We start from the raw sequence: 26,095 nt of genomic DNA on the forward strand, positions 1-26,095 counted from the left end.
GTCTCTGAGCGAACTGCACGATCGATTCGCGCACTTTCAACTCTGAATATCAGAGTAAACACAACAACCACAACATGCACGAAGCGAGTGAAAAGGAACTCGCCGGCCTTTTATAAAAAGGTTCTTTCGGCAGCGTTATCTCTGTTTCTGGTGCAGGCTCATCCCGCCCTTCGTGCACAGACCGCGACCGCGACGCCGAAGGAATCGATAGCTCAGTTTTCCCGCAGTGCAAGTGATCAATCCATAGAACTTGCATCCCTGGAGCGGCCGGAACGCGGACTGACTAAGGCAGATCGGGCTGCGAGCGACTCTCCGGAGAGATCGGCGACGGAAGTGATCGGAGGCGCAGCACCAACTCGAGAGGACGGTCTCTTCAGGACGTGGCGGATCGATTTGATGGTCAACACTCTCGGCGCCGGCTTCGATTTGGCTACATCACTCGCTCGCCACTTCGACCTGCGCGGCGGAGCAAATTTGGTGTCCTTCGGCTACGCATTTGACGTCGATGGTCTTCACTATGAGTCGGATATTCGTCTACGTTCCGGGAATCTCCGCCTCGACTGGTTTCCACGACGGAGGAACTTTCACATCAGTCCCGGCATTCTCTACGCGAATAACAACGTGACCGCTCCCTCCCATGTACCTGCGGGAGCACGGTTTGAGCTTGGGGATGAGGCGTTCGTCAACAGCGTCGATGATCCGGTGCATGGCGACGCACGATTGATCTTTCCTCGCCGCGTCTCTCCGATGCTTACGTTCGGCTTTCGTAACGTGCTGCCGGGAAGGCACGAACATATCTCCGTCCCTTTGGAGTTCGGCGTGGCGTATACAGGAGCTCCAAAGATCGACGTCTCCCTCGTTGGTTCAGCCTGCGCTACGGATGGCTGCTTCAGTTTTGCTGATAACGCGGAGGCACAACAGAGCTTGAAGGACGAGATCAGGGACATCAACAACACCCTCAGCAGCGTCCCGGTCTATCCGGTTCTCTCGATCGGGTTCGGTTATCGTTTCTAACCTTGTTGATTGACCTCGACCAGACCGGCCGGCAGGCTCATCACGAGTCGCCTGGCTGTAAGGTCGAGATTCTTTACGAATGCTTTCACGAAGGGAATCAGGACCTCTTCGCCATCGTTCGTAGTGACTACGAGCAGAGGAGCGGCGTTTGACAACCGAGATCCGTCGGGTGCGGCAGGGAATTGCACGTCGCCGATTCGTCCAATTTCACGCGTCTCTTCCCTCACGATGCAGCCTACGAGATCGCTAATGTAGATCGATTCGTCCTCGAGAGGGACGCGGTGATCGGCAGGAACGACAACATCCATCCCTACATAAGCTTCAGCCGCAGAGATCGTATCGACGCCGGCGAACTGGAGAACGATCCTTCCCTTGTTTTTCCCGACCGGGGGCCACGAAGAGGTTATATCGACAGGCCTGGCAGATTGATCTTCGGCATTGCTGGACGAAATCAGGAAGAGATCCTTCCGATCGACAAATCGATCTGGAAAATCAGTCAACAACTCAGCCAGCAACTCACCTTTGCGTCCCTGCGGACGAAGAAGGTGAGCCAGGACTACCCACGTGGATGCATCGACTTGCATGATATAAGAATACCTGTCTCCTCACCCGGAGGGGTGGTGGGGTTCAGGCCTGCGTTGAATGGTCTTCTACGATGTCGAGGGCGAACCGGTGCTTCATTTTCATGCTCGCGGCTGCAAGGATCGTGCGCATGGAACGCGCAGTTCTCCCTTGTTTTCCTATGACTTTGCCTATGTCGCTGGCTGCGACGCGGAGCCGGATTACCGTGGCTTCCTCTTCATTGAACGCTTCGACAGAGACGCTTTCAGGAAAATCAACCAAGGCTCTGGCGATGTCACTGACAAGTTCGATCATGTTCGCGTAGCTATCTACACCCGCACTTTGCGCGGATTGGGTCATCACACACCTCCTGGGATCTCAACGCGGGCTTCTGCTCAACCGTTTTGCCTCGTCTATTGCGAGATCTCAGGATGTATTGCACGAGCGTAGCCACAGTTAATCGATATGCCCGGGCGGCATCCATAGAGTTTTCTCTCGTGGAGAAACCCGAGCTATCGGAATCGCAATACCTGAAGTCTACGTGATGAGTTTCCCTTGTGGGACACGAGGAACCTTCGGGATCATCAAATCTTTGGGAACTGTGACTGGATTCCCAAAGATTGCGAAAGGTAACCTAGGCTGCCGAAGCCGCTTCCACCGGAGCGTTTGCCAGAAGCTTTCCAACGCGGTCTGAAAGCTGCGCTCCCTTGCTTGTCCAATAGTCGATGCGATCGCGCTTGAGATCAACGCTGGCGGGATTGGTGCGCGGATTGTAGGTGCCGACTACCTCGATCGAGCGTCCATTGCGGGCACGATCCTTTTCGATTACGACAATGCGGTAGTGGGGCTGCTTGCGCGCTCCAACGCGCGCCAAACGAATCATCAACACGAGAAAAGCCTCTCAGTACATTATTTTGGGTGGTCCGATAGAGCTGCCAAGTCTCTTCCCTCATGCGGCAGGCACAACAGAACCCAACACCTAAGTATGGCGGAAATTGGAAATTTTCGCAATGAGACTGGCGGGAAGATCCTCAGTCCCTCAAGAGTGGTACCTCGGTGCAAATTTTACCTCATAAAAAAGCGCGGTAGTGGTTACTTTGTACTGTAGACTCCTGTGTGTCAGGTATCCAAATCGTTACCAGCACGGACAGAAAGGAGGGTTCATGGGCCATTGGATGAAGCTGAAAGAAGAGAACCCGGTTCGCACCGCGGTCAGATTTCCCATGAAACTCCCTCTTCAGATTCAGACCTCGCGAGGTGAGTTCGATGCAGTTACGGAGAACATCTCTGCGAACGGTCTTCTTTTTATAAGCGACCACCTTCCTGAGGTAAACAGCAGGATCGAATTTACGATCTCCATGCCTTCAGCCGTCATGGGGTCCGCCACGGACGTAAAAATTCATTGCGTCGGCCGTGTTGTACGCTCCTTTCAGCAGGATGGAGTAAAAAAGGCTGCGGCTGTAATCGACGAATATTTCTTAAGGGCTTGAACTTATGACTGTATTTCACTTTGACCCTTCCCAGGATGTTGAAGACAGTGCCGAGGAAAGTGGATCCCCCTCCGGGATCCGAATCATCCTCGCCGATTCACAGGCGATTTATCGCGTCGGTATGCGGAAGGTCTTTGCGCTTGAGGATGATATCCGTGTCGTCGCGCAGGTCGAGACCCTTGGTAACCTCTACGCCGCACTTCAGCGTTACCCTACGGACGTAGTTGTCCTGGAGGGGCAGTTGATTGCGGGTACCGTAGATGCGATTCCAGAGCTGGTGCGACGTGCTCCTGAAGCCAAACTGATCGTTCAGGTCACCGAAACCGACGAATCTAACACGGTCGAGCTTTATCGCAGGGGAGTTCGAGGCGTGGTTCCACGCTCGATCTCTCCCGATCTGTTAGTAAAGTGCGTTCGTAAGATCGCGGAGGGCGAGACCTGGATCGATAATCGGTCGATCAACTGGGTCATTGAGGCTTATCGAGCCCAGGCGACAACTCTGACCGACCCCAAGATTCAGCCGAAGCTTTCGAAAAAAGAGCTAGCTATCATCAGCTGTATTACACGTGGCATGCGCAACAAAGAGATCGCTTATCAGATAGGGACTACGGAACAGGTTATTAAGAACTATCTCCGCAAAGTCTATGACAAGCTCGGTGTCTCCGACCGGTTGGAGCTCGCTCTCTACTGCCTGCATCATGAGCTCTTGAAGAAGTACACCCAGGAGATCGATGCAGTTTTAGTGCACCAGACCGAACCCATGCAGCCTCTACGGGCGAAGATGTAAAGCACTACGACTCACAAGGAAAGAGGGCGCCACTGGCGCCCTCTTTCTTTTCAGGCTTCGATGACTCTATTCCTTGTCGATCTCGACATCGATTGAAAACTTTACGTCGTCCCCGATGGTTGCCCCTCCGAACTTCGGGCCAAAGTTGAAGTCGCTGCGCTTCAGCTTTCCGGAGGCCGAGAAGCCGCTGCGGGTCTTGCCCTTGTTATCGGTCTGCGGGGGAGCAGGGCCGTCGACATCCAGGGTGACGGTTTTGGTGACGCCAGTGAGCGTCAGGTCGCCGGTGAGGGTGAGTTTACCCGTTGCATTGGAGAGTGACGTGGACTTGAAGGTGATCTGCGGATACTTGGCAACATCGAAGAAATCCGGAGATTTCAGATGCGTGTCCCGCTTCTCGTTGTTGGTGGAGACGGTAGCGGTATCGGCCGTGGACTGTACGGAAGACTTGGCGATGTCCTTCTCGTCATAGACAACAGTGCCTTTTACGCTATTGATGGAGCCATGAACGTTGGAGACGCCCAGGTGGCGGATCTCGAAATTGATGCTGGAGTGAGCCGGGTCAATGCTCCACGTGGAGATTTGAGCTTGAGCGCCTGTGCAGGCCAGGGAGGCGGTGGCCAAAACGATGGCCGCCAAAAATCGATTCCGCATACAGAAGTCCCTCTTTTCGAAAATGAAGCGTTGCGATCGGAAGTGATAGCTTTCGCCAGATGACGCGGCACGTCTCTGATTCGCCATCTGGATGTTTCGAATGTAACGAGACGCAGGGCGGTGGCGCTATCGAAATCTTTCACCGGATTAGATTTTGACAAGTTGAAGACATTGGCGAAACCGGATGCTAGCATCTCGCGGTATGGGTTTCCTCGGTGAGCTCAAATCTCTAACCTCGGCACAGCGCACCACCTTTGCGGCCTGCTTTCTCGGGTGGACGCTCGATGCCTTCGACTTCTTTCTGCTTACGGTGTGTTTACGGGCAATTGCCGCCGATTTCCACGTGGGCATTCCGCAGATCGCCGAGGCCATCTTCTGGACTCTGGTGATGCGACCCCTGGGAGCGTTGATCTTCGGCATGCTGGCCGAGAGATACGGACGGCGGCCGACGCTGATTATCAACATCATTTGTTTTTCGATCTTCGAGCTTGCGTCAGCCTTCGCTCCTACCCTGGGAATCTTTCTTGTATGCCGTGCCCTGTTTGGAATTGCGATGGGAGGCGAATGGGGCGTCGGCGCGGCACTCGCCCTCGAGTCGCTGCCTGCGCGGGGCAGGGGGTTCTTCTCCGGGCTGCTGCAGGAGGGGTATGTCGTCGGCAATCTTCTGGCGGCGGCCCTCTATGGTGTGTTGTTCCCGCATCTCCACGGCACAGGCATGCTGACTGGATGGAGAGTCATGTTCATGATCGGAGCCCTACCAGCGCTGCTTGCGTTCTACATGCAGTTCAAGGTGGAGGAGTCTCCAACCTGGCTGGAGGCACAGCGGCGAAGACGTTCTGAGGGCAGAGCCGGATCTCGAGTGAGTTTTCAGCAGTTTCGGCAGTATCTTCCGACTTTTCTGTTTCTGGTACTGCTGATGACGGCATTCAACTCGTTCAGCCATGGAACGCAGGACCTCTACCCGACGTTGTTGGAAAAGGATCACGCCCTCGATCCAGGCAGGGTGGGCTTTATTGTTGTCATAAGCAATATAGGCGCGATGCTCGGAGGGATCGTCTGCGGCGCGCTGTCAGAACGGCTGGGACGAAAGCGGATGATCATCATCGCTGCCTTATGCTCAATTCCAATGATTCCTCTGTGGGCCTGGTCGCATACGGTTCCGGCGCTGGCTCTGGGCGGTTTTTTGATGCAATTCGCGGTCCAGGGAGCCTTCGGTGTGATTCCGGCGCACCTGAACGAGCTCGCACCAGGTCCGGTTCGGGCTGTATTTCCAGGAGTCACCTATCAGCTCGGAAATCTGGTGTCTTCGCGAAACGGAGTGTTTCAAGCCAGGCTGGCCCAGCATTTTTCCGGAGGCGCGTTGAATGCGGTCATGTCGTGGACCGTGGTCGTGGGTGCTCTGTCAATCGCGCTCGTGACGGGCTTGGGACGGGAGGCGCGAGGGGAGGACTGGTCGGTTGCCAGTGAAGATACGGCGGTCCAGAGAGAAAGCGCGATTGATCGATGATTGAACCGCTATCAGGCGAAGGACGAAAGCAGGGGTTGTTCCTGAAGATGTATCCTTTTGCTGGTCAGTCAGCCGATAGGAAGATCTTATGACGACGGCACAATCTGGTTTGGAGCTCAAAGGGCGGCGCCTGGAGGCGGCCGCACCATATCTGACAGAACAGGACTTCGCAGCCTATACACCGGACCAACATGCAGTCTGGGCTGAGCTGGTCAGGCGCAGAATGCCACAACTGCGCCAGCACGCATGTAAAGAGTATCTCGAAGGTTTTGAGCGAATTGGCCTGTGCGAGGATCGGCTTCCCGACTTGAAGGCTGTAAGTGCAAAGCTATTGCCGCGAACAGGATGGCAGTCTACGCCGGTCAGCGGCTTTCTCCCCCCCGACGCGTTCTTCGAGATGCTGAGTGCAAGAATGTTTCCGACGACAACCTGGTTGCGGGGACGGGACTCCTTGGAGTACACACCTCAACCCGACATCTTTCACGACGTTTTTGGCCATGTTCCGATGCATGCGCATCCGGTGTTCGGCGACTTTTTGCAGCATTATGGGCAAATCTGCTCAGGGTTAATGAACAATCCCGTGGCGCTGGAACGGATGGGGCGCATCTTCTGGTTCACCGTCGAATTCGGGGTTATCCGGCAGAGTGGAGAGCTGAAGGTCTATGGCAGCGGATTGGTCAGTTCCCATGGCGAATGCACCCGGGTGCTTGCCGGAGGGTGTGAGATTCGCGAATTCGACCTCGAAGCAGTGATGAACCAGCAGCTCGACACCGGAGCGATGCAACCGGTCCTCTTTGCTGTGAATTCGTTCGAGCAGGTCTACGAGGCGACGAAGATGGCGGCGGACCGACTGAAGTAAAGTGGAGTTACCGAGACCGCTCGTGTGAAATCTCACGGTCTTCGGCGTGTAGAACAACTGAAGGGCGTGAGGAACAAGTGAAGTTTGATGTGGAAAAAGCGAAACCCCGAGAGATCTATAACCTTTTGATCGGCCTGGTTGCTCCGCGACCCATCGCATTGATAACGAGTATGGATGAGAACGGCGGCCTGAACGCTGCGCCCTTCAGCGCATACAACTATTTATGTACCGATCCACCGATCGTGGGGATCGGCGTTGCAAATCGACCGACGGACGCGCTGGTTCCCAAGGATACGGCGCGCAATATTCGGCGGACTGGCGAATTTGTCGTGAATGTCGTCACAGAAGATCTTGCGCAACAGATGAACATCTGCGCGACAGATTTTCCCGCAGGGATTTCGGAACTCGAGATGGCAAATCTTGAGACGGCTTCCTCGGCCGTGGTGAAGGTGCCAAGAATCGCGAGTGCGCATGCTGCACTGGAGTGCATCGAACACACCACGCTTGAAATAGGGCATTCGCGCATTATCCTGGGCCGCGTAGTTTCGATTTACATCGAGGATGAATATGTCGACCCGGCGGGCCCCTACGTGCGGGCGGACCAGCTGCACGCGATTGGACGCATGAATGGTATGGGATCGTATGTGCGGACGCGCGATAGCTTCATGAATATCCCGCGGATTCCTTATGAAGTATGGAAGAACGGGAAAGAGTAACTTTCAGGAAAGATAGGCCCGGAGCCAGGGATCGGTTGAGCTGACGAGCTCATGCGTGGTTCCATCAAAGACGACTTTGCCTTCGTTCAGCACGAGAAATTTTGTACTCTCATCGACACCGCCGTCTGGAATGGGCACCATCTTGCCGGTTTCGGGATTGAATCGATTCATCGCCAGGGTGAAGGCGTCTTGAAGACGGTGGGTGATCATCAGCGACGTGGTATGGCTGACATCACGCTGCTTCATTACCAGCTCAACGATGGTGGTGGAGGTGATCGGGTCGAGGCCACCGGTTGGCGAGTCGTAGAGGATGAGGTCGGGCTGGGAGATGATGGCGCGCGCGATGGAGACGCGCCTACGCATGCCGCCGGAGAGCTCCGGAGGAAATTTTTGAATGGCCTGTTCGAGCTCGACGAATTTCAGTGCTTCTACGACCCGGGCGTGAGCTTCCTGCTCAGGCACATGTTCTTCGTGAAGCCGATAGGCAACGTTGTCTTCGACGGAGAGGGAATCGAACAGGGCAGACTCCTGGAAGACCATGCCGATCCGCGCTCGCCGCTTGAAGAGATCCCGTTCCGGCAGGGAGGTAATGTTCTCGCCGAAGATTCGGATGGTGCCAGAATCGGGTCGAAGCAGGCCGTTGGCCAGCTTCATCAGGACAGATTTACCCCCTCCTGCAGGACCCAGGATGATTCGGGTCTCGCCCCTGACGACTGTGAAGGAAATCTCTTCAAGAACCGGCTTGCGATCGAAAGCAATCGAGACGTTGTCGAACTTGACGACAGAAGGTTGGTCGCCGGCGCTCTGCTGTGTGGAATTGGGGCGGGTTAACAGGTCTTCAGCCATGGTTAAGTCCTCACCTGCCGAAGATGCCGATCATGGCGCGGCTGACGATGAAGTCAACGATGATGATGAAGACGGAGGAGATGACAACAGCCTGCGTGGTTGACCTGCCGACACCCTGCGTTCCTCCCTTTGTGCTCATTCCGAAATAGCAGCCAACGGTTGCGATGATGAATGCTGAAAACAGGGGTTTCGTGAGGCCCTGCACGACATCGGCGTATTCCAGGGCGCGATAGGAGGCATGGAAGTAGGATGAAGCGTTCAGGCCGAGGAGCGTCACGCTGACCAGAGCACCTCCCGCGATACCAACGGCGTCTGCGACGATGGTGAGGAAGAAGAGCATGAAGATGGTGGCATACAACCTTGGTGTGACCAGCTTCCGTACCGGATCCGTCCCGAGAGCCCGCATGGCGTCAATTTGCTCGGTTACTTTCATGGACCCGATCTCGGAGGCCATGCCGGCGGCGTTGCGGCCGGAGACCATGAGGCCCGTCAGGACCGGCCCCAGCTCCTTAACCATGGAAAGCGCAACCAGGTTTCCGGTCATGCTGATGGCACCGAAGGCTTTGAGTGAGGTTGCCGATTGAAGGGCCAGGACGCAGCCGGTGAAAAAACCCGTCAGGACGATGATCGGCATGGAGCCGACCCCGATGGAGTCCATTTGGGTGTAGATGTCGGACCAGTAGCGTGGTCGAGAGAAGAGAGCTGCGACCGCCTGCCAGGAGAGCATGGAATAGTCCTGGATGGCTGCGATCTTCTGCTTTGCGAATTCTTCTGGAGAGACAAAGGGCATGTGTCGGTATCTGTGGCTCAGAGTATCAGATGCAGGGAGAATTGAAGCGATTGCATCTTGTTGAGGGAGAAGGTTGATAGGAGATAGGAATGTTACCCCGCGAGATGAGAAGATAATAAAGATGGTTGGTGACATGATCGCGGCGGTTTTGTACGGAAAAGAAGACCTGCGCCTTGAGCGGATCGCCACTCCCCGTGCCCGAAGAGGGGAATTGGTGGTGCGGGTGGGAGCCGCGCTGACCTGCGGAACCGATCTGAAGGTCTATCGCCGCGGCTATCACGCCATGATGCTGAAACCCCCGATCTTGTTCGGACATGAGGTGGCTGGCGTCGTGGCGGAGGCGGGCGAAGGCGTTCCCGGCTTTCGGGAAGGTGATCGCGTGGTGGCGTTGAACTCTGCTCCCTGCGATCACTGCTTTTTTTGCTGCCGGGGCCAGCAGAACCTGTGCGAGGATCTGTTGTTCAACAACGGAGCCTATGCGGAGTACATCCGCATTCCTGGCCGTATTGTCGAGAAGAATACGCTGCTGATTCCAGCAGGCGTCCCCTTCGAACACGCCGCTCTGACGGAGCCTCTCGCCTGCGTCGTACGTGGGCTGGAGGAGACAGGAGCCTCGCCCGGAGACACCATGGTGGTGATTGGCGCGGGTCCCATTGGTCTGATGTTCATGCATGTCGCCGAGCTTGCCGGGATGGAAGTGATTGCAGTGGTCAAGCGCGACGATCAGGTGGCCACGGCAAAGTTGTTTGGCGCTGCGCATGTCGTGCAGACGACCGCGGTGGAAGATACGGTTGCGGCGACAAGAGCGCTTACCGCGAAAGGCCGCGGCGCCGACGCGGTCATCGAGGCGGTTGCGACTCCGACCACCTGGGAGTGGGCTGTCGACATGGTGCGCAAAGGCGGCGTGGTCAACTTCTTTGGAGGCCCGCCGAGAGGCACCAGGGTACAGTTGGATACCAACCGGTTGCACTACGGCGATATCACCCTGAAGGCCAGCTTTCATCACACGCCCTCCACCTGTCGTACCGCCTTTGAACTGATTACCTCCGGCCGGTTTCATTGCAAGGAGGCCATTACCGACCGGGTCGGTCTCGATCAGGTTCCGGAACTCTTTGCGCGTATGCTCACGCGCACTGGCGGCTCACGCGAGATCAAGACCGCTGTCTTCCCCGAAGGAGTTTCTCGGTGAGTGAGCTGAGTACGGCGGAGCACGCGCTCTTAGGAGCGCCGCACCAATACCTTACCCCCCTGGAACGGCCAACTCTCGCAGAGGCTCGGGCCTGGTGCGGCGAACTGACCCGAAGCCATTATGAGAACTTCCACGTCGCGACGATCTTTCTTCCACGACGGGTGAAGCCGCACTTCGAAAGTATCTATGCCTACTGCCGAGTCGCCGACGATCTGGGAGACGAGGTTGCCGATCCGGTGGTAGCTACGCGTCTGTTGGATGCATGGGGTTCGATGCTGGATGAGTGCTACGACACCCCGGATCGTTCCATGCACCCGGTCTTCGTGGCGCTGCGTGAGACCATTCAGGCTTGCGATCTCCCTCGCCAGCTCTTCTCAGATCTTCTCGTTGCCTTCCGTATGGATCAGGTAAAGACAGAGTATGCCACGTGGTCCGAGCTGCTGGAGTACTCGCATTACTCCGCCAATCCTGTAGGGAGACTGGTGCTTCTGGTCTGCGGCTATCGCGAGGAGTCGATCGCGCAGCTCTCCGATAAGGTCTGCACGGCGCTGCAGCTGGCGAACTTCTGGCAGGACGTCGTCGAGGACAAGGAGCGCGGCCGCCGCTACCTTCCCGAGGAATCGATGGTACGTTTCCAGGTGGATGAGGGGCAGATTGAGGGACGTGTCTTTACGCCCGAGTTCGGCGCGATGATACGGGATCTCGTAATCAGAACGCGCGCGATGCTGTCGGAGGGAGGCGAGATTAGCCGTCACGTGGATCGCGAGCTTGCGGTGACGCTGAATCTCTTTCGCAAAGGTGGCGACGCCATTCTGGACGGCATCGTGGCCCAGGACTATGACGTGCTGCGGGGCAGACCTGTCGTAACCAGGGTAAAAAAGTTGAGCCTGCTGGCCGGTGCGTTGTTCGAAAAACTTCGTTCGGGGATCTCGCGGTGACGATCTCCGAGGCCTATGCGGCCTGTCGCGAAATTGCGAAACGTGAAGCAAAAAACTTCTACTACTCTTTTCGGGTGCTTCCTCAGCACAAGAGCGATGCCATGTGCGCGATCTATGCGTTTATGCGCCGCGCGGACGATATCGCCGACGACGAGTCGATGCCCATCGAGCAGCGTCGTGTCGTGATGGCGCAGTGGGTTGCAGCCTGGCGGGCAGCTCGTTGCGGTGCTCCTACGGACGATCCGGTCTTTCTGGCTGTCAATGACTCGCAGCAGCGGTTCAAGATCCCTGACCATCTGTTGGAAGAGCTGGTGCAGGGAACTACGATGGACCTTGAGCCTCGTCCGCTCGATGCAGGCGAGATTCAGACATATGCTACGTTCGACGAGCTCTACCGCTATTGTTATTTGGTTGCATCGGTGGTGGGATTGGTTTGCATCCGTATCTTCGGATATACGGATTCCAGTGCCGAAGCGTTTGCCGAGGAGACTGGCGTCGCTTTTCAGCTCACGAATATCCTTCGCGATGTGAAGGAAGATGCCGAGCGAGGCCGTGTCTATCTCCCGATAGACATGCTGAGCGAATGCGGGATAACCCTCGAGCGAGTGAAAGCTCTGTCGAGCGGGGCACCGTTGCTGCCTGCGGATCGAGCGGTGTTTTCTGCGCTGGGGATGCGTGCGGAAGAGTACTATCGCTCCGCTCAGAAGCTGCTGCCGATGATCGATAGCGACAGCAGAGCCGCATTATGGGTGCTGGTTGAGATCTATCACCGCTTGTTACTGAAGATCCGTGAGGCGGACGGCGACGTATTTTCCAGCCGAGTCAGCGTGCCTACGGCAGAGAAGCTCTGGGTTCTCGCACGTGGGACGACAATGTCATTGGGCAGCCGAGTATTCGGATGAGTCGAATGGCTAAGAGCGATGTGATTGTGGTCGGTGCCGGCGTCGCCGGTCTTGCTGCCGCCACGGCACTGTCACAGGCCGGCGCCCGGGTAAAGCTGCTGGAACGTCGCCCCTACATCGGGGGGCGCGCTTATTCGTATGAGCATCCCGCGCTTGAAGAGACGATCGACTCGCAGCACGTTGTGCTGGGCTGCTGCACCAATCTGCTCGATCTGGCGCAGCAGGCCGGGATGGCAGAGACCATCCGGTGGTATGACGAGCTCATCTTTCTGGAGCCCAACGGGCAGCGTACACCATTGCGGCCAGGGCGGCTCCCGGCTCCTATGCACCAGACGATGAGCTTCCTGCGGGCGCCTATGCTGGGACTCGCCGACAAGGCCTGCATCGCATCGGGATTGCTGCGATTTCTTCGCAACTACCCACGGGATGATTCGGAGAGCTTCGCCTCGTGGCTGAAGCGCACCGGTCAGACCGAACGTGCTATCCGCCACTTCTGGGAGCCGGTCGTTGTTGGCGCTCTGAACGACACCTTCGAACGCTGCTCCGTGAAGTATGCGGGCAAGGTGTTTCATGAGTCGTTCCTGCGTTCGCCGGAGGCCGGACGTCTTGGCGTTCCTGCGGCTCCTTTGAGCGAGTTCTTCGCTCCTATCGCCGCGCTCGCCTCGCGCGCCGGTGTCGATGTTCGATTGAAGGCCGGGCTGGAGTCTCTGGAGCAGACATCCGATGGAAGATGGACTGTTCGCGCAGCGGGAGAGACTCACTGCGCTGACGCTGTCGTTCTCGCGAGTGACTTCAAGCAGACGCGCGTCCTGTTGAACTCACTTCCCGCTACGGTTGAAGACAAGGCGCGCATGGAGGCCGGATTCGAGGCGTTTGTTCCCGCTCCGATTACGACGATTCATCTCTGGTACGACCGCGATGTTACGGGGCTGGATCATGCGGTGCTGCTGGATACCCGCATCCAGTGGGTCTTCGTCAAATCGCGGATCCGCCGCTGGCCGGTGGAGCGCGGCTGCTATCTGGAGCTTGTAATCAGCGCGTCGTGGCCTGAGCTTGAGATGGGGAGGGAGGAGATCCTCTCCTCAGCCATAGCCGAGTTCGAGACGTTCTTTCCTGCTGCGCGCCAGGCGAAGCTGGTGAAGACCGGTGTGCTCAAGGAGGCTCGCGCGACCTTCTCCGTCACGCCGGGACTCGATCGCTATCGGCCTGCGCAGGCGACCCAATGGCCAGGTCTCTTTCTTGCGGGAGACTGGACCGCTACGGAGTGGCCTTCGACGATGGAGGGAGCAGTACGGAGCGGAAGACTGGCAGCCGGGGCTGTGATGGGAGACCGTGGAAGGTTCATGGCTCCTGAGCTGCCTGCTACCGGATTAATGAAATTTCTCTAGCCACCTACCCTCCCCTACGGGACGATGTAAGTGTTTTGGAATGTTATCGATACGCGATTTGCACCACGTAAAATATTCTAAAATAAGGGTTTAGGGGTAAAAATATTCAAAACAGGGGAGTTAGATTAACCTTTGGAGACTTATCCCCTGTCCTCTACCTCTAGTTCCTTCTTCCTCTTATCCTCTGGTTCCATTCTATCGATGGAGATGTAACTAATCGGCACTTTGATGTGTGACGTTTAGTGTCTACTTTTCAATGGTTTATGGGGTTTTCGTTACGCGAGAGGGCTTGACAGACTGTCGCGATGCCAGATCATCTCCCCCATTGCTCCGACTGAAGCGGCTTAGCGGTATAGAGGGCCGACTGGAGTGAAGAATCTCTGATCGGATCGGGCGATTTGAGGAGGTGGCTCATACGAGCCAGGCTAAGCGGGAAGGTGAAGAAAAGAGTGCCAAGAGGGGCATGGTTCAGGGGTGAAACGATGAAGTAGATGATGGAGGCGACGAACATTACCGCCGCGAAGATCGGCACCGCAGGACTCTATAGCAATCTGCATGGAGACGATAGCATTGCCTCTGTCCATAGACCGGAACGCACACCTCGCTGCAAAGCCGACTCTGTTGCGAACGCAACGGCCAAAAAGAAGAAGATCGCAGAGAAACCCAAAGTCCTTATGTTGGCAGGCAGGTGCTGACCTTGTGGAAGATGCCATGATCTGACGGCCAGCAGGACAGCCGTCAAGGTGACGGCTGTATTGGAGAGGCCGGTGGCCCAGAGCCACTGCGACGGTTTGAAGGCTCTCAGCAGGAATCGCATGCACGAGAGTTTAGCACCGCGAGATGTATGAGTTAGCGGGAGATGAGCACAACGCCAACGCAGACGAAGAGGACGGCGAGCCAGCGGCGGCGGTCTACATTTTCGCCGAGAAAGAGTTTTGCGGCGATGGCGTTGCCGATGTACGTGAGCGCGGCGATGGCAGGCGCAGCCAGCGACAGGTCCACGATGGAGAGCACGTAGAGCATGGCGAAGAAGTTGAGTGCCATGCAGAGCGCACCGATGACGAAGGTGGGGCTGGAGAGGACGGCGCGGATGGGGGCGAGGTAGCTGCTGAGGCCGGTCTGGCCGCTACGCTCGCGAATATGGTCCAGGTCGCCGAGATTGCGCATGGCAGAGGCGATGAGGACCTCACCGGCGATGGCGAGTGCGGCAACCCCACCGATGGCGGACCAGGTATGGAGGACGGAGGATGTCGCCATCGTCATCAGCGTCCGGCTCCGGAGTCCATCACGTCTAACTCGTGATGCGAGGCGGGCTCTTCGGTGCGCGATGGACCGCCGGCGACAAAGCCGACGGCGCAGACGATGAGGAAGATTCCGGCCCAGCGATAGACGGACAGGTGCTCGTGCAGCCAGAAACGGCTGAGGAGTGCGAGCACCACGTAGCCGAAGGCGGTGGCGGGCATGACGAAGGTGAGGTCAGCCCAGCTGAGCGCAGTCATGTAGCTGGCGAAGAAGCCGATGAGCAGAACGATTCCTGAGATGACGAAGGGATTGAAGAGAGCGTGCCAGAGCAGGCCGAGGTGGTGTAGATCGACCTGGCCGACCTGCGCCATGCCGCGGGAGAGAAGGGTGTCCCCAACGGATGCGGTGAGCATGATGGTAACGAGGACGGCGTACTGCGAGGGTCTGAGGGCGTGCTTCATGCGTGAGATCGGTGCAGGCATCTCCGGCGAGACGACATGCAGCCTGTATTAAAGGGTACCAAAACAAGGGTCATCCGTGCCTAAGGAAGAGCCATGATCCGCTTTGCTGAAGATTCGTTCGATCGCGAAGGTAGGGAAATCAAAGATTTGGTCGAGTGTTCGCCGGATGAAGAACCTGTGCGCTACGGAACCGAGGATACGGAGCGGGAGATCGTAGTCGACCTGGTCGCGCATCTTCGTTCCTCCCGGCGCGGCCTCGAAGTCGTGCCGATGACGCCATAGGCGGTAGGGGCCGCTCAGCTGGATGTCCACGAAATGCGACATCGGCAAAGACCTCTTCTCGTGTCCGCGGCAGGAAGGTAAGCGTCCGCCAAGCACATACGGCGACTGCGATACCAGCTTTATGTAATTGGCGCAGTCGCGCTTCGTGCCTATTGTCAAGACAAGCCAGAGACCGATGACCCAGGTTCATCAAGTTGCGATCGTCACTCCTTTGACCGTGGGTGCAGTCGCGGTTCTTTGTACAATCTTCATCCACGCTCTGGCTTTGGGCGCGACAGTGAACTTCTTTCGTCGTGAGACAAGACTCGGCCGTGCTGGCATGAGGTACTTAATCGATCTCACGATCGTGGTTCTGGTAATGTCATTCGCATTCGTGGCACACATGATTGAAGTCGCCGTGTGGGCGTTGTTATTCATGATTTGCGGGCAATTTCAGGAGTTTGGAGCCGCCTATTATCACTCGGCGGTGAACTATTCCACGCTCGGCTATGGTGATGTGATCATGGCGCCTTCATGGAAATTGCTGGGACCACTCGAGGCAGCAGATGGATCGCTGATGTTCGGGGTATCGACCGCGATGATTTTTGCCGTCATTCTGCGTTTGATTCAGACTCGATTTGCGGATCTCAGAGACTAAGTAATCGTTGGCGTAGGTAGAAGTCCAAACATCTCATTGCCCACCTATTTGAAAATACAGGAAGGTCGTTCGTTCGAGAGCCGACGCGCGTCGGCTAGCCCTTCTGATACGTTCGACTCAAGGAGAGAGCAGGCCGAAGACCGCTACGCCTGTCGGTGTTCCGACGTAGACCTTACCGTTGACGACCATGGGAGTGATGAACTTGTTTCCGTTGCCGAAGCTGTCCCGGCCGTTTGGTGCCTGGCTGCTGTTGTAGAGTTCGTGGGCGAGATTTGCCGGGTCATACGCATGCAGGATTGCCAGCCGACCGACTGACGAATCCAGCGCCCAGACGATTCCATTCTGCACACCGTTGGCCGAGATCGTTGGTGTTGGGCCTGGATGCGAGAACTTTGTCGGCGACACGCTGGAGGGTGTTGTCGCCATCTTTGCGTTCGTCATCGGATATGCCTTGAGTGCATCGCCGTCAGCGGCGTAGTAGAGAACCCCGTTGAAATAAGCTGCCGAGGAGTAGGCAGGGCCTAAGTTGGCTCCAGGCAGCTCCTGGTAGATGTTGTTATCCATCGGGTTCGTAGCGGGATTGAACTTGCCGAGGTTGTCGCGGTCGGCGAGATAGATGTTCCTGTCCTTGCCTGCACCGACGATCAAGCGATGGACTGTTCCTTGCGAATCGATCTGGTCCGGCAACAACAGCGGCCCGCCTGAGCCCAGGTCGACGTCCTGAACCGAGAGCGATTGGGTGTTGTACATGGTGAAGTAGTCGGCGACGGTCAGTTTCCCGTTGGCAGTGGAGAGCTTCAGGATTGCGTTGCCGTAGTCTCCCTTCGAGGGAAATCCATTCATGTCGAGTGTTGTATCGAAGGTTCCGTCTGCATCGAGCAGGTAGATAAATCCGTTGCTATCGGCCGCCATGCCTGCGCCGCTCATCCAGATGGACCCCCGGCTTCCATTTGGCGTGACGTTGAGCAACTGGGTCTGCTGCAAGGTGGACTCGCTGTAGGCGATGATCCAGCCGGTGTAGAGTCCCTGGTCGCAGTGCGACGTCCAGGCGGTATAGATGTTTCCATTGAGCAGGAGCAGCGCGGCACGTTCGGCGTATTGCGCCGGATCGAAGATGACATTGCCGTTCTGGCTGTTGTCACCGGTTCCGGGGTAGGTTGCGGTGACCTCAGTGGGGCTTCCAATCTCGGAGCCGGTGGTGAGGTCAAGCGCGTGTAACCGCTGATGGTAACCGCCGTTCGCGTCTTTACTGGTTGCGACGGCGAAGATCGTTCCATTCGCTCCCTGCTTGCGATCGATGACCGGTGTGGCGCTGATTCCGATCTCCGGGCTGATCTGCGAGCAGCGATGATCGTCGCTTGGGGTCTCGCCGCTTCCGAGAAGAGAGACCTTCCAGAGCTGGCTGCCGTCGTCTGCGTCAAAGGCATACATACTGCCATGTTCGCTGGCAGCATAGATGACGTTGTGAAACTTGCCGCCCATCGCCACGTTGGCGAGATAGAGCGGCTGAGCGTCTACCTTGCCGTCCATGCTGTAGAAGCCGACTTTGCCGAACTGAGTGGAATTGACGTTGGCAGGCGTGAGAATCGTCTCTTTGGCGTTGAGTCCGCTTCTGGACAGATCGTAATGGAAGGTGGTGACGTCGGGAGCGATGGTGGTTGTGGCGCCGAGCACATTCAGCGCGAGAACCGCATTGTGGGTGAGACCGCCGGAGGTGCCGGTGAAGGTGAGTGTCGATACGGCTGGCGGTGTAGTTGGAGTGGCACTCAAGGTTGTGCTTTGGGAGGTACCGGGTGTGAGGCCGACAGTGGCGGGATTCGCGGTAACGCCGGCAGGCAGACCTGCAATCGATACCGTGACGTTGCCCGCAAACGAGTTCAATGGATTCGCAGTGACGCTGACCGGAGAGCCGGAGGCCCCGGCAGTGATGGTGAGCGAGGCTGGGGCCACGGACAGGCTGAAGTCTGGTGGAGGCGGAGGCGCAATGGTCGCCGTTACCGCCGACGTGTGAGAGATGGCTCCTGAAGTGCCAGTGAGAGTCAGGGTAGCGCTGCCAGCGGCGGCCGATGGAGCAGCAGAGACAGCTATATTCTGTGCGGTGCCTGGAGTAAGCATGAGCGACGAGGGCTGGGCGGTGACTCCGCTGGGTAGACCGGTGATCGCAACTGAAACCATGTCAGTAAAGCCATTGGCGGGAACAGCATTGACGCTGATCTGTTGCGGGGGGCCACCCGGTGCAAGGGTAATGGATCCTGGTGCGGAAGAAAGCGAGAAATCAGCAGGAGGCTTCGACGAACCGCCGCAGGACGCCAGCAGCGCACAGGCAATCAAGCCGGAGCAGGCCACTAGCATCTTCAAGAAGGAAGTCATATAGACCTCTCAGGACTACCGCCACGGATTTACATCAGGCTTTCGTTCAGCCGTTGCCGCAGGACAACGATAGAGTCCGAGCCCTTCTTGAGTTGTCACCGAGATGTCTTCTGCGGCTAAATCCCTTGCAGGCAAGGAATTCCAAGCGGCTCCCTGAAAACCATTAAGGGAGAAAGGGCCGGCATCGGGCCGGCCCTTTCTTTTGGATGTTGGAGGGGAAGATCTACGAGTGCACACAAACAAAGACCTTGGAAAGGCGATATTAGATCAGGGCCTGGTAATCTTCAGGTTGCTCACCGTGGCATCGGTGTTATGAGCGAAGCGTATGCCGTAGACGCCGTCGGTCGATTTGAGCTTGCCGGCCGTGACCAGGTCCGCTTTTTCGAGCGTCTTCACGACAGTGCCGTTGATGATGCACGAGACCTTGTCGCCCTTTACCTGCATGGCGATCTCCTGCGTGACGGGCTCACCCACGCCTGCGGCCTTGTGGACGGCATCATTTGCCTCGCGGCGTCCGTTCAACTGGAAGGGTTCGGGGCCGAAGCCGCGCACGATGAAGTTGCCGTTGCCGTAGGCGGCACAGTAGATGTAGCTCTGCTCGGCGGTGCCAAGGCCGTTGCCCGCGATGACAATTCCATAAGGATGCGGGTGGTTGTTGAGATTCTGGAACTTCGGCTCGTTGAAGGTGGCGGAGACGGTGTAGTCGCCCTTGGCAACATTCTTGGGATTCCAGTAGGTGATCGCCGGGCCGGTCGTGACTTGCAGGGTTTTGCCTTGCTCCGAGAGCTTGGCGTCGTTTGCGCTCTGGCCAGCTTTCTCGGCGGCGTCGTCGACCTTGCCCTCCCAGCCCTTTACGGTGATGCCTCCGCCGGCGACCTTGCGGTTGGTGTCGGGGGATTCCTGCGCGAAGAGAGCGCCGGTGGTAAGAGTACAGGCGAGGGAGGCGGCAAAGGCATAGGGAAGAATGGAACGCATTGGGAGTTCTCCTGAAGGCAGAGTGATGTCCGGGGGTAAGTATACGGCGGATAGGTTTACGAGAGTAAAAACGGAGGCCGGGAATGCGTGTGGCTGTGTGATTAAAAGTCAGGGGGCGTCATTGCCGGGCGAGGAAGTGCTGCTTGATAAAGTCGGGAGCTGATTGAGTGCAGATCGTGTTTTACTTCTACGAATGAAATCTGTCTCTAAATGGTGTCGCCGTGTCTTATTCGTAGTGCTTGTTCTTCTAGGCGTTGCTTGGCTCTGGAGTGAGGCTAACCAATGGTTGTTGCGTTGGCGTGGCGAAAGATTGCTTGCCGATATTCAATCGCTCGAAGTAGGGAAGAGCTCATGGACCGATGCAGAGGCATTGATGAAGAAGCGGGGTCTTCGCCACTTAGGCGATTCGTGCACTCCTGAAAAATGCCAATACGGGATTCGAATGGAGCACACTCTGCCACGTTGGTTTTGGGGATATCCAGATTATGGAGTTATGAACTGGATGCCACGAATTGCCGACAACGTTGGACTTCGGATTTCGGTAATCTCGGCGGTATTCACAGTAGAAAAGGGTATCGTGACATCGAAAAGCTTTTGGGAAATGGTCCGGTTACCGGTTCGCGATTGGTTTCTGCCAGGAAGTGGCCATATGTCGGAACTATCCGTTAATTCGGCCGAGGAGGCAGATTTTTCCAGATATTATCTCGGATTTGACTATAAGCTATCGAGAATGCATCCGCACAGCGCGGCCACGGCAGATAAACGTGGCCTAGTTGTTACCTATTCGCCAGACGAAGATATCTCTGAGCGAGCTAAATTGATGGATTTTCGCCTTGACTGTATTACTCGGTTCATTCCGTGCAAGAACGAACGAGAGATTTTGCCAGAAGGCCAAGTGTTATTGGAAGAACACAGAGCGTTATTAAAAGCGAAGGGCGACTGAACGGTGTCCAGTCGCCCTTCTTAGTAAGCGCTATTTACGCGTTCATGCTGATGGATTCCTGCTGCTTGAGTGCGTTCTCAGCCGCCTTGGCGCGGGCAGCCTTGTTGCGCTGCGAGCGGAGCTTCATGAAGCTCTTGGCTTCGACGTAGAGACGTGGCACATCACGGTTGACGATGGCCTTCCAGACGACTCGGGCCGCGGCCTTGGGACGGAAGTAGTACTCGTCGTAGAACTTGTGCACCATCTCCATGACGTACTCGGTAGGCAGGCCGGGGTACTCGATGTGTGCCATCTGATGACCGCCGCCGTCTTCCATGTTCTCGTTCGTGATGAAGTCGTTGCGCTTGGCGAAGTCGTAGAACTCCGTGCCGGGGTAGGCGTGCGCGACGGAGACCTGAATCGTCTCGCAGTCCAGCTGCTTGGCAAAGTTGATCGTGTTCCAGATCGACTCCTTCGTCTCGCCGGGCAGGCCGAGGATGAAGTCGGCGTGGATGATCAGGCCGAGGTCGTGGCAGTCCTTGACGAAGTCGCGCGCCCGTTCGACCGTAGCGCCCTTCTTGATGTTCTTCAGGATCTGCGGGTCTCCCGATTCGAAGCCGACGATCAGCAGACGGCAACCCGCCTCCTTCATGGCCTTGAGGGTGTCGCGATCCGTGGTGACGCGCGAGGTGCAGGACCAGGTGATGCCAAGCGGCTTCAGTTTCGCGCAGAGCTCGATGGTGCGGGCCTTCTGGATGTTGAAGGTGTCGTCGTCGAAGAAGAACTCCTTGACGTCGGGGAAGTTCTCCTTGGCCCACTTCATCTCGGCGGCAACGTCGTCCGAAGAGCGCTTACGCCAGGCATGGCCGGAGAGCGTCTGCGGCCAGAGGCAGAAGGTGCACTGCGCCGGGCAGCCGCGCGTGGAGTAGAGCGAGATATATGGATGAAGAAGGAAGGGAACGTTGTAGCGCGTGACGTCCATGTCGCGCTTGTAGATCTTCGTAGCCCAGGGCATTGCGTCCAGGTCCTCGACCTGCGGACGGTCGGGATTGTGCTGGATGACGCCGTTTGCGTCCTTGTAGCTGATGCCGAGGATCTCGTTGAGAGGCTTGCCGTTGGCATACTCGACGACAGAGAAGTCGAACTCGCGGCGGCAGACAAAGTCGATGACTTCACATTCATTGAGAGCGCGGTCGGGGTCAGTGGTTACCGGGGGCCCGACGAAGGCGATCCTGATGGACGGATTGGCCTTTTTGATGGCCTGGGCGAGCCCATGGTCGCCGCTCCAACCTACTGTCGAGGTAAACAGCACCAGAAACTCAAACCCCTTGGCGATCTCGATCGTCTCCTCGGCGGAGACGTGGTGCGGGGGGGCATCGAGCAGGCGCGATCCTTCGAGCATTCCGGCCGGATAGGCCAGCCAGACCGGATACCAGTAGGATTCGATCTCGCGGGTCGCGGGCCAGCGGGAGCTGGCGCCGCCGTCAAAGTTCTCAAAGGAGGGCGGGTTTAGAAACAGTGTCTTGAGAGGCATGATCTTAAGTAAATTTTACCATTCGGTAACCACCCTGGGGAAACCTGTTTGCGATGTTCCCTTGGTTGATTACTGCTGGCTCGATGTAGCCGTAACCTGATTGTTTTCATTGAAAAAGACAAGCCAGTACTTGTCCCGGACGGGGTAGAAGGTGGATCGGTAGATAAAGACGTGGTTGCACTCCGGCGTAACGGAGGTGCCATAGGCGTCACACGGCTTCTGAATCTGCTTCGGATCACCCATGATCCGGCGAACATCTGCCTCTGAAGATTTGGCCCGAAGGGCAGGGAAATCTGCTTCGATGCGCGAGTCGCGAACAAACCCCACCGCCGTTGTCACAAGAACGAGTACGACAACGATGGCGAGGATCGCCTTCCAGTTCATTGTGGCTTAGATGCGTCCAGAGCCTGCGATTGCGCTGCGGACTTCATCCAATCTTCCAGATCACCCGTCTGTCGCATCAGGTTGATCTGTGCCTGGCGGGTTTGGAAGCCTGCATCAAGATAGCTCACGTACTTTTCCCGTTCGGCGATGCGGGCGGTCTGCTCATCCTTGGGGGTCATCTGGGGGCCAGAGGAACTCCCACTCCCTGAACTCAACTGGACCAGCATAACGTCGAGCTGCTGCCTGGCAAGCTGCTGATCGAGATCGGCGATCTCAGCTCGGGCTGCCAGCTCGGTCAGGGTGCGGCGAACCTTTTGTCGGCCTTCGATAAATTGAATGCGGGCGGAGTCGGCATCGTGCTGTGCGCGTGCGGCGTCGGCGGCGGACCCTCGCGCCCTGGCTTTGCGGGCAGCGTCGAAGATGGGAATCCTCATGTCAATACCAATGCCGGCGTTGTTGTATTGAAATCGCTGGTAGTACAGGTCGTAGTTGTTGAACTTCGCAAACAGGCTGTACTGAGCAACGAAGTTGATCTGTGGCCTCCACAAGTAACGTGCATCGCCACGAGCTGTCTGTTGCCTGGCCTGTGCAACCGCATATGCGGATTCAACGGCAGGTGACGTCTTCGCCGCATTGACAGCATCTACGCTGTGGAGCGCCTCAAACTGTGGAATGCTCGAAGAGATGACGGTGAGGCCATCAGCCGGAAGACCGGTGATAGCAGCAAGGTGGAGACGATCCGTATCGCCGTCATCTTCAGCGCGAAGGCGCGCAAGACGAATCTGTGCAGCCGTGAGGCGGGAACTGGTGAGGCCGATGGCAGTGTCCTGACCAGCATCGAGGCGTTCCTGCACAATGGTTACGAGCCGGGCCGCATAACTGCTCTCGTCATTAAGGGCTGCGATCTTCTGCTGATCGCGATCTAACGCCAGATAGGTAATCGCAGCATCCTCGGCAACCACCTGACGGATGTCCCTGAGAGTCAGGTTCGCTGCCGTAAGAGAAGCACGCGCCGCTTGAATGTAGTTCTTCTGGGAGAAGTTGATGAGCAGTGACTGCGAGGTGAAATTGAAGATCGACGGCTGGCCGAGAGGGAAGCCATAAGAGTAGCCAAGCCCTGAACCTCCGGAGAGAGTTGGAATGTAGACGTCTTTTGCCTCTTGAAGTCCGGCAAGCGCCTTATCTACATCAGCCTGCGCGGCCAGGACCTTTGGACTATTCTTCAGGGCGAGATCGATAGCGGTGGTGAATGAGATCTGTGCGACGGCAGGCATTGACGCTGCGCAGATGCAGGCAATCGCCATCAGAAGATATCGGAAAAGGGTCATAGGCCCGGAAGACTCCTGCAATATCGGGTGTAGATCATGGTATCGCGCTTGCGCTTACCCACCGTGTACCGCCTTGCGTGCAGGAACAAAGTTGGATGCCAGGGCTTGGGCTGCGGCATACTCCCGCTGAGCGCCAGCGGTGTCGCCCCGCTTTTTCAGGATATCTGCGAGCTGCAAGTGAACCTTGAAGGCAGGAGCCTCGTCCGTTTTCGCGGGTGAAGAGAGATAGTCGTGCAGCGCCTTCTCTGCCAGGTCCGGCCGGCGTTGAAGGTCGGTAAGGATGCTGGCTGCATCCACCAGCGCGGAGCTCCTGGCACGGTTGGTCTGGATGCTGGCTTCCAGCGCCGCAACAGCCTTATCCGGCTGCGACTGCTCTTGATAAAACTGACCGAGATCGACCAGCGCATCCGGGCTTTTTCCGGCTGCGACGGCACTCTTATACTCGGCCTCCGCAGTAACCAGATCCTTCTTCTTTTTCGCGATCATCGCCAGCAGGCGGTGCGCCTTCTGAGCCGAACGGGGCATCAACTGCGGGACCAAGTCCTGTGCTTTGTCTAGGCCTCCGCCTACTATGGCAGGTGCTGCAACGTAGAACTGGCCCAGGTCACTCATCGCCTGAACGTTAGCAGGATTCAGTTGGACCGCATGCTCAAAGGCGGTGTGAAGCTTCCTCGCAAACCCAAAGGCGCTCAGCATATTGATCTGAGATGCTTTCATCCCGTAGGCGCGTCCAAGCCACACCTGTGAGTCGCTGCTCGCTGGGTCGTCCTCAACGGCGTGCTCGCATTCATGTATGGCTGAATCGGCCATGTCCTGAGAGTAGTAGACGCGGCATAGGAGCTGGTGCGCCCGTCCATCGTGAGCGTTGGCTGCGAGCGCCTGATTCAGAATGGCAGCTGCTTCATCGACCCGGCCCTGCTTCAGCAGGGATTCCGCCTGGGTGTCTTCGGCTACCAGAGCAGTTCCCCAAGCGAAGATCGCAATCAGCAGGAGTGCCTGTCGTGCACAGGATGGGGAGCGAAAAAAGGCCATGGCTATTCAACGATCTTTACGGCAAGACCGTTCGACAGATCGCGATTGCTGGTTGCATTCAGCGCTACCGTGTCCTTTTCGGTTAAGCCGCTGATGATCTCCACGCGGTTCAGGTTCTGTACGCCCACCTGCACCGGCGTACGCACCAGTTTGCCTTGGACGACCCGATAGACATAATCGTTGGTTCCCTCGGTATGCAGGGCTTCCCGCGGAATACTCTGGACGTTGAAGCGCTGGGACACAGTTACGGTGACGACGACGTTGGTGTTGGGCAGCAGGTCACCTTGCGCATCATCGACGGTTATGATGCACTCGCCCACGTTACGCGTCCCATAGACGATGATCGTAGAGGGGGCGCGGCTGATATGCCCATGCCATGTCGCATCGGGTTTCGCATCCCATGTGATCTTTACCGCCTGTCCGACTGCAAGCTTGCCGATCTCAGGCTCATCGAAGTAGGCCCGCACCTGGATGCGATTGAGGTCGGCGACATCCATCAGGCTTTCGCCTGTGTTGACGAAGTCATACGTAGTGACCGGAATGGAATACACCGTCCCGGCAAGAGGAGAGCGAATGTTCGCATTCCCGTAAGTGTTCTGTGCGGCTGCGACGGAGGCGCGGGCATCGTTGAGTTGCGCAGTTACCTTGCTGCGGTCGGTCGCGCTGTAACGTTGAGTCTGCCGCTGCTGAACGCTTTGAAGGCTCGCGTTGGCAGTCTGCAGACGCTGCTCCGCAGCGGCAACTTCACTGGCGGAAGCAGCGCCTTTCTGCTGAAGCTGGCGAAGGGCAGCGAGGCTCTTTTCGGCCTGATCTTTTTGCTGTTGCGCCCGGCTGAGGTCGGCCGCCATGGAGAGCCGTTCCTCCTGGGTTCCTCCCTGCTGTATGTCATGGAGGGTGGCCTGGGCGCTGCTCAGGCTTGCGTTGGCTGTTGCCAGTCGGGAGACAGCGTCGGCATCTTCCATCTTGAGGAGGAGATCCCCTTTTTTTACTTTCTGCCCTACCTGGACGTCAATCTTCGCAACCACGCCAGGCGCTTGAGCATGAGCCTGGAAGGGCTCCACTGGCTCAACTCGCCCGTTGGTCGATAGGCTGCTCAGAAGATTTTGATGGGTTACTGGGGTCGCCTTTATCTCCACCACATCACGGGTGAACATACGGATCGCCAGAATCGCCAATGCGACCACCGCGAGGATGATTCCCGCCATGGCATAAGGATTGAGCCGTCTTGTCTCGGTTGTCGGCATTACAAAGGGTCAGTATATAAGACGCTCTCCACCACTAAGACGATGC

The 26,095-nt window shown here is 57.1% G+C and carries 29 protein-coding genes; 13 read left to right on the forward strand and 16 right to left on the reverse strand.

Features of this window, described 5'->3' with window-relative positions:
* Positions 1-87: 87 nt before the first annotated feature.
* Positions 88-1,014 (forward strand): hypothetical protein, encoded by a 927-nt coding sequence (locus BDD14_RS24535; protein WP_130422089.1) that lies wholly within the window; start codon positions 88-90, stop codon positions 1,012-1,014.
* Here the strand turns inward: BDD14_RS24535 and rimM are convergent.
* The 3 genes from rimM to rpsP form a co-directional block, all read right to left on the reverse strand.
* The gene (gene rimM, locus BDD14_RS24540) at positions 1,011-1,598 is read right to left on the reverse strand and encodes a ribosome maturation factor RimM (protein WP_130422091.1); all 588 of its coding nucleotides are present in this window, start codon (positions 1,596-1,598) and stop codon (positions 1,011-1,013) included. The genes BDD14_RS24535 and rimM overlap by 4 nt on opposite strands.
* 43 nt (positions 1,599-1,641) lie before the next feature.
* A complete protein-coding gene (locus BDD14_RS24545) occupies positions 1,642-1,935 on the reverse strand; it encodes a KH domain-containing protein (protein ID WP_130422093.1) in 294 nt (97 codons plus the stop codon).
* A gap of 274 nt (positions 1,936-2,209) precedes the next feature.
* Positions 2,210-2,458 carry a 30S ribosomal protein S16 gene (rpsP, locus tag BDD14_RS24550; protein ID WP_130423579.1) on the reverse strand — a complete coding sequence of 83 codons (249 nt, stop codon included), beginning with the start codon at positions 2,456-2,458 and terminating at the stop codon, positions 2,210-2,212.
* 280 nt (positions 2,459-2,738) lie between these two features.
* On the opposite strand from rpsP, the gene BDD14_RS24555 reads away from it, so the two are divergent.
* Both BDD14_RS24555 and BDD14_RS24560 read left to right on the forward strand, forming a co-directional pair.
* Positions 2,739-3,065, forward strand: a complete 327-nt coding sequence (locus BDD14_RS24555) for a PilZ domain-containing protein (RefSeq protein WP_165420226.1) — start codon at positions 2,739-2,741, stop codon at positions 3,063-3,065.
* Between the two features lie 4 nt (positions 3,066-3,069).
* Positions 3,070-3,852 (forward strand): response regulator transcription factor, encoded by a 783-nt coding sequence (locus BDD14_RS24560; RefSeq protein WP_130422095.1) that lies wholly within the window; start codon positions 3,070-3,072, stop codon positions 3,850-3,852.
* A 66-nt stretch (positions 3,853-3,918) separates the two neighbouring features.
* Here BDD14_RS24560 and BDD14_RS24565 read toward each other — a convergent pair whose 3' ends face one another.
* Positions 3,919-4,503 carry a YceI family protein gene (locus BDD14_RS24565; RefSeq protein ID WP_130422097.1) on the reverse strand — a complete coding sequence of 195 codons (585 nt, stop codon included), beginning with the start codon at positions 4,501-4,503 and terminating at the stop codon, positions 3,919-3,921.
* 184 nt (positions 4,504-4,687) lie between these two features.
* On the opposite strand from BDD14_RS24565, the gene BDD14_RS24570 reads away from it, so the two are divergent.
* The 3 genes from BDD14_RS24570 (at position 4,688) to BDD14_RS24580 (ending at position 7,585) form a co-directional block, all read left to right on the forward strand.
* On the forward strand, positions 4,688-6,010 hold the full coding sequence (locus tag BDD14_RS24570; protein WP_242618177.1) for an MFS transporter: 1,323 nt from the start codon (positions 4,688-4,690) through the stop codon (positions 6,008-6,010).
* An 88-nt stretch (positions 6,011-6,098) separates the two neighbouring features.
* Positions 6,099-6,869 (forward strand): phenylalanine 4-monooxygenase, encoded by a 771-nt coding sequence (locus BDD14_RS24575; protein WP_130422099.1) that lies wholly within the window; start codon positions 6,099-6,101, stop codon positions 6,867-6,869.
* 77 nt (positions 6,870-6,946) lie between these two features.
* Positions 6,947-7,585, forward strand: coding sequence for a flavin reductase family protein (locus BDD14_RS24580; RefSeq protein ID WP_130422101.1), 639 nt, complete (start codon positions 6,947-6,949; stop codon positions 7,583-7,585).
* A gap of 3 nt (positions 7,586-7,588) precedes the next feature.
* On the opposite strand, the gene BDD14_RS24585 is transcribed toward BDD14_RS24580, so the two are convergent.
* On the reverse strand, positions 7,589-8,431 hold the full coding sequence (locus BDD14_RS24585) for an ABC transporter ATP-binding protein (RefSeq protein WP_130422103.1): 843 nt from the start codon (positions 8,429-8,431) through the stop codon (positions 7,589-7,591).
* 10 nt (positions 8,432-8,441) lie between these two features.
* Positions 8,442-9,221 carry an MlaE family ABC transporter permease gene (locus tag BDD14_RS24590; protein WP_130422105.1) on the reverse strand — a complete coding sequence of 260 codons (780 nt, stop codon included), beginning with the start codon at positions 9,219-9,221 and terminating at the stop codon, positions 8,442-8,444.
* Between the two features lie 121 nt (positions 9,222-9,342).
* Here BDD14_RS24590 and BDD14_RS24595 point away from each other — a divergent pair, with 121 nt between their 5' ends.
* From BDD14_RS24595 to hpnE, 4 genes are read left to right on the forward strand one after another with little or no spacing between them, the layout of a single operon-like run.
* The gene (locus BDD14_RS24595) at positions 9,343-10,410 is read left to right on the forward strand and encodes a zinc-dependent alcohol dehydrogenase (RefSeq protein WP_130422107.1); all 1,068 of its coding nucleotides are present in this window, start codon (positions 9,343-9,345) and stop codon (positions 10,408-10,410) included.
* Positions 10,407-11,348 carry a squalene synthase HpnC gene (hpnC, locus tag BDD14_RS24600; RefSeq protein WP_130422109.1) on the forward strand — a complete coding sequence of 314 codons (942 nt, stop codon included), beginning with the start codon at positions 10,407-10,409 and terminating at the stop codon, positions 11,346-11,348. Before BDD14_RS24595 ends, hpnC begins: the two co-directional genes overlap by 4 nt.
* Positions 11,345-12,250 carry a phytoene/squalene synthase family protein gene (locus BDD14_RS24605; protein WP_130422111.1) on the forward strand — a complete coding sequence of 302 codons (906 nt, stop codon included), beginning with the start codon at positions 11,345-11,347 and terminating at the stop codon, positions 12,248-12,250. The genes hpnC and BDD14_RS24605 overlap by 4 nt, the downstream gene beginning before the upstream one ends.
* Before the next feature lie 5 nt (positions 12,251-12,255).
* Positions 12,256-13,638, forward strand: coding sequence for a hydroxysqualene dehydroxylase HpnE (hpnE, locus tag BDD14_RS24610; RefSeq protein WP_130422113.1), 1,383 nt, complete (start codon positions 12,256-12,258; stop codon positions 13,636-13,638).
* Positions 13,639-13,951: 313 nt separating this feature from the next.
* Here the strand turns inward: hpnE and BDD14_RS24615 are convergent, their stop codons facing one another.
* The 3 genes from BDD14_RS24615 to BDD14_RS24625 form a co-directional block, all read right to left on the reverse strand.
* Positions 13,952-14,170, reverse strand: a complete 219-nt coding sequence (locus tag BDD14_RS24615; RefSeq protein ID WP_130422115.1) for a hypothetical protein — start codon at positions 14,168-14,170, stop codon at positions 13,952-13,954.
* A 317-nt stretch (positions 14,171-14,487) separates the two neighbouring features.
* Positions 14,488-14,901, reverse strand: a complete 414-nt coding sequence (locus tag BDD14_RS24620) for an EamA family transporter (protein WP_130422117.1) — start codon at positions 14,899-14,901, stop codon at positions 14,488-14,490.
* Positions 14,901-15,341, reverse strand: a complete 441-nt coding sequence (locus tag BDD14_RS24625; protein ID WP_130423585.1) for a DMT family transporter — start codon at positions 15,339-15,341, stop codon at positions 14,901-14,903. The genes BDD14_RS24620 and BDD14_RS24625 overlap by 1 nt, the downstream gene beginning before the upstream one ends.
* 93 nt (positions 15,342-15,434) lie before the next feature.
* Between BDD14_RS24625 and BDD14_RS24630 the strand changes: the two genes are divergently transcribed.
* Positions 15,435-15,623 (forward strand): hypothetical protein, encoded by a 189-nt coding sequence (locus tag BDD14_RS24630; protein ID WP_130422119.1) that lies wholly within the window; start codon positions 15,435-15,437, stop codon positions 15,621-15,623.
* A 175-nt stretch (positions 15,624-15,798) separates the two neighbouring features.
* Positions 15,799-16,260: an ion channel gene (locus BDD14_RS24635; protein ID WP_130422121.1), complete on the forward strand. Its 462-nt coding sequence runs from the start codon at positions 15,799-15,801 to the stop codon at positions 16,258-16,260.
* Positions 16,261-16,377: 117 nt separating this feature from the next.
* Here BDD14_RS24635 and BDD14_RS24640 read toward each other — a convergent pair whose 3' ends face one another.
* Together BDD14_RS24640 and BDD14_RS24645 are read right to left on the reverse strand one after the other, a co-directional pair.
* Positions 16,378-18,630: a PQQ-binding-like beta-propeller repeat protein gene (locus BDD14_RS24640; protein ID WP_207231818.1), complete on the reverse strand. Its 2,253-nt coding sequence runs from the start codon at positions 18,628-18,630 to the stop codon at positions 16,378-16,380.
* Between the two features lie 267 nt (positions 18,631-18,897).
* Positions 18,898-19,605: a metallophosphoesterase family protein gene (locus BDD14_RS24645; protein WP_207231819.1), complete on the reverse strand. Its 708-nt coding sequence runs from the start codon at positions 19,603-19,605 to the stop codon at positions 18,898-18,900.
* A gap of 163 nt (positions 19,606-19,768) precedes the next feature.
* Between BDD14_RS24645 and BDD14_RS24650 the strand changes: the two genes are divergently transcribed.
* A complete protein-coding gene (locus BDD14_RS24650) occupies positions 19,769-20,548 on the forward strand; it encodes a hypothetical protein (RefSeq protein ID WP_130422123.1) in 780 nt (259 codons plus the stop codon).
* A gap of 34 nt (positions 20,549-20,582) precedes the next feature.
* Here BDD14_RS24650 and hpnJ read toward each other — a convergent pair whose 3' ends face one another.
* The 5 genes from hpnJ to BDD14_RS24675 all read right to left on the reverse strand — a co-directional run bounded on the left by hpnJ (position 20,583) and on the right by BDD14_RS24675 (position 26,049).
* Positions 20,583-22,061, reverse strand: coding sequence for a hopanoid biosynthesis associated radical SAM protein HpnJ (gene hpnJ / locus BDD14_RS24655; protein WP_130422125.1), 1,479 nt, complete (start codon positions 22,059-22,061; stop codon positions 20,583-20,585).
* A gap of 69 nt (positions 22,062-22,130) precedes the next feature.
* The gene (locus BDD14_RS24660; protein ID WP_130422127.1) at positions 22,131-22,445 is read right to left on the reverse strand and encodes a hypothetical protein; all 315 of its coding nucleotides are present in this window, start codon (positions 22,443-22,445) and stop codon (positions 22,131-22,133) included.
* A complete protein-coding gene (locus tag BDD14_RS24665; RefSeq protein ID WP_130422129.1) occupies positions 22,442-23,773 on the reverse strand; it encodes a TolC family protein in 1,332 nt (443 codons plus the stop codon). Before BDD14_RS24665 ends, BDD14_RS24660 begins: the two co-directional genes overlap by 4 nt.
* A gap of 54 nt (positions 23,774-23,827) precedes the next feature.
* On the reverse strand, positions 23,828-24,805 hold the full coding sequence (locus BDD14_RS24670; protein WP_130422131.1) for a tetratricopeptide repeat protein: 978 nt from the start codon (positions 24,803-24,805) through the stop codon (positions 23,828-23,830).
* A 2-nt stretch (positions 24,806-24,807) separates the two neighbouring features.
* Positions 24,808-26,049: an efflux RND transporter periplasmic adaptor subunit gene (locus BDD14_RS24675; RefSeq protein WP_242618178.1), complete on the reverse strand. Its 1,242-nt coding sequence runs from the start codon at positions 26,047-26,049 to the stop codon at positions 24,808-24,810.
* Between the last annotated feature and the right edge of the window lie 46 nt (positions 26,050-26,095).

Origin of the sequence: Edaphobacter modestus (genome assembly GCF_004217555.1) — a bacterium.
GTDB classification, from domain to species: Bacteria; Acidobacteriota; Terriglobia; order Terriglobales; family Acidobacteriaceae; genus Edaphobacter; species Edaphobacter modestus.

Bases quoted from the DNA above. Each gene is read 5' to 3' on its own strand.
- rimM (WP_130422091.1), bottom strand. From the start codon at position 1,598: ATGCAAGTCGATGCATCCACGTGGGTAGTCCTGGCTCACCTTCTTCGT.
- BDD14_RS24545 (WP_130422093.1), bottom strand. From the start codon at position 1,935: ATGACCCAATCCGCGCAAAGTGCGGGTGTAGATAGCTACGCGAACATG.
- rpsP (WP_130423579.1), bottom strand. From the start codon at position 2,458: ATGATTCGTTTGGCGCGCGTTGGAGCGCGCAAGCAGCCCCACTACCGC.
- BDD14_RS24555 (WP_165420226.1), top strand. From the start codon at position 2,739: ATGGGCCATTGGATGAAGCTGAAAGAAGAGAACCCGGTTCGCACCGCG.
- BDD14_RS24560 (WP_130422095.1), top strand. From the start codon at position 3,070: ATGACTGTATTTCACTTTGACCCTTCCCAGGATGTTGAAGACAGTGCC.
- BDD14_RS24565 (WP_130422097.1), bottom strand. From the start codon at position 4,503: ATGCGGAATCGATTTTTGGCGGCCATCGTTTTGGCCACCGCCTCCCTG.
- BDD14_RS24570 (WP_242618177.1), top strand. From the start codon at position 4,688: ATGCTAGCATCTCGCGGTATGGGTTTCCTCGGTGAGCTCAAATCTCTA.
- BDD14_RS24575 (WP_130422099.1), top strand. From the start codon at position 6,099: ATGACGACGGCACAATCTGGTTTGGAGCTCAAAGGGCGGCGCCTGGAG.
- BDD14_RS24585 (WP_130422103.1), bottom strand. From the start codon at position 8,431: ATGGCTGAAGACCTGTTAACCCGCCCCAATTCCACACAGCAGAGCGCC.
- BDD14_RS24590 (WP_130422105.1), bottom strand. From the start codon at position 9,221: ATGCCCTTTGTCTCTCCAGAAGAATTCGCAAAGCAGAAGATCGCAGCC.
- BDD14_RS24595 (WP_130422107.1), top strand. From the start codon at position 9,343: ATGGTTGGTGACATGATCGCGGCGGTTTTGTACGGAAAAGAAGACCTG.
- hpnE (WP_130422113.1), top strand. From the start codon at position 12,256: ATGGCTAAGAGCGATGTGATTGTGGTCGGTGCCGGCGTCGCCGGTCTT.
- BDD14_RS24620 (WP_130422117.1), bottom strand. From the start codon at position 14,901: ATGACGATGGCGACATCCTCCGTCCTCCATACCTGGTCCGCCATCGGT.
- BDD14_RS24625 (WP_130423585.1), bottom strand. From the start codon at position 15,341: ATGAAGCACGCCCTCAGACCCTCGCAGTACGCCGTCCTCGTTACCATC.
- BDD14_RS24630 (WP_130422119.1), top strand. From the start codon at position 15,435: ATGATCCGCTTTGCTGAAGATTCGTTCGATCGCGAAGGTAGGGAAATC.
- BDD14_RS24635 (WP_130422121.1), top strand. From the start codon at position 15,799: ATGACCCAGGTTCATCAAGTTGCGATCGTCACTCCTTTGACCGTGGGT.
- BDD14_RS24640 (WP_207231818.1), bottom strand. From the start codon at position 18,630: ATGACTTCCTTCTTGAAGATGCTAGTGGCCTGCTCCGGCTTGATTGCC.
- BDD14_RS24645 (WP_207231819.1), bottom strand. From the start codon at position 19,605: ATGCGTTCCATTCTTCCCTATGCCTTTGCCGCCTCCCTCGCCTGTACT.
- hpnJ (WP_130422125.1), bottom strand. From the start codon at position 22,061: ATGCCTCTCAAGACACTGTTTCTAAACCCGCCCTCCTTTGAGAACTTT.
- BDD14_RS24660 (WP_130422127.1), bottom strand. From the start codon at position 22,445: ATGAACTGGAAGGCGATCCTCGCCATCGTTGTCGTACTCGTTCTTGTG.
- BDD14_RS24665 (WP_130422129.1), bottom strand. From the start codon at position 23,773: ATGACCCTTTTCCGATATCTTCTGATGGCGATTGCCTGCATCTGCGCA.
- BDD14_RS24670 (WP_130422131.1), bottom strand. From the start codon at position 24,805: ATGGCCTTTTTTCGCTCCCCATCCTGTGCACGACAGGCACTCCTGCTG.
- BDD14_RS24675 (WP_242618178.1), bottom strand. From the start codon at position 26,049: ATGCCGACAACCGAGACAAGACGGCTCAATCCTTATGCCATGGCGGGA.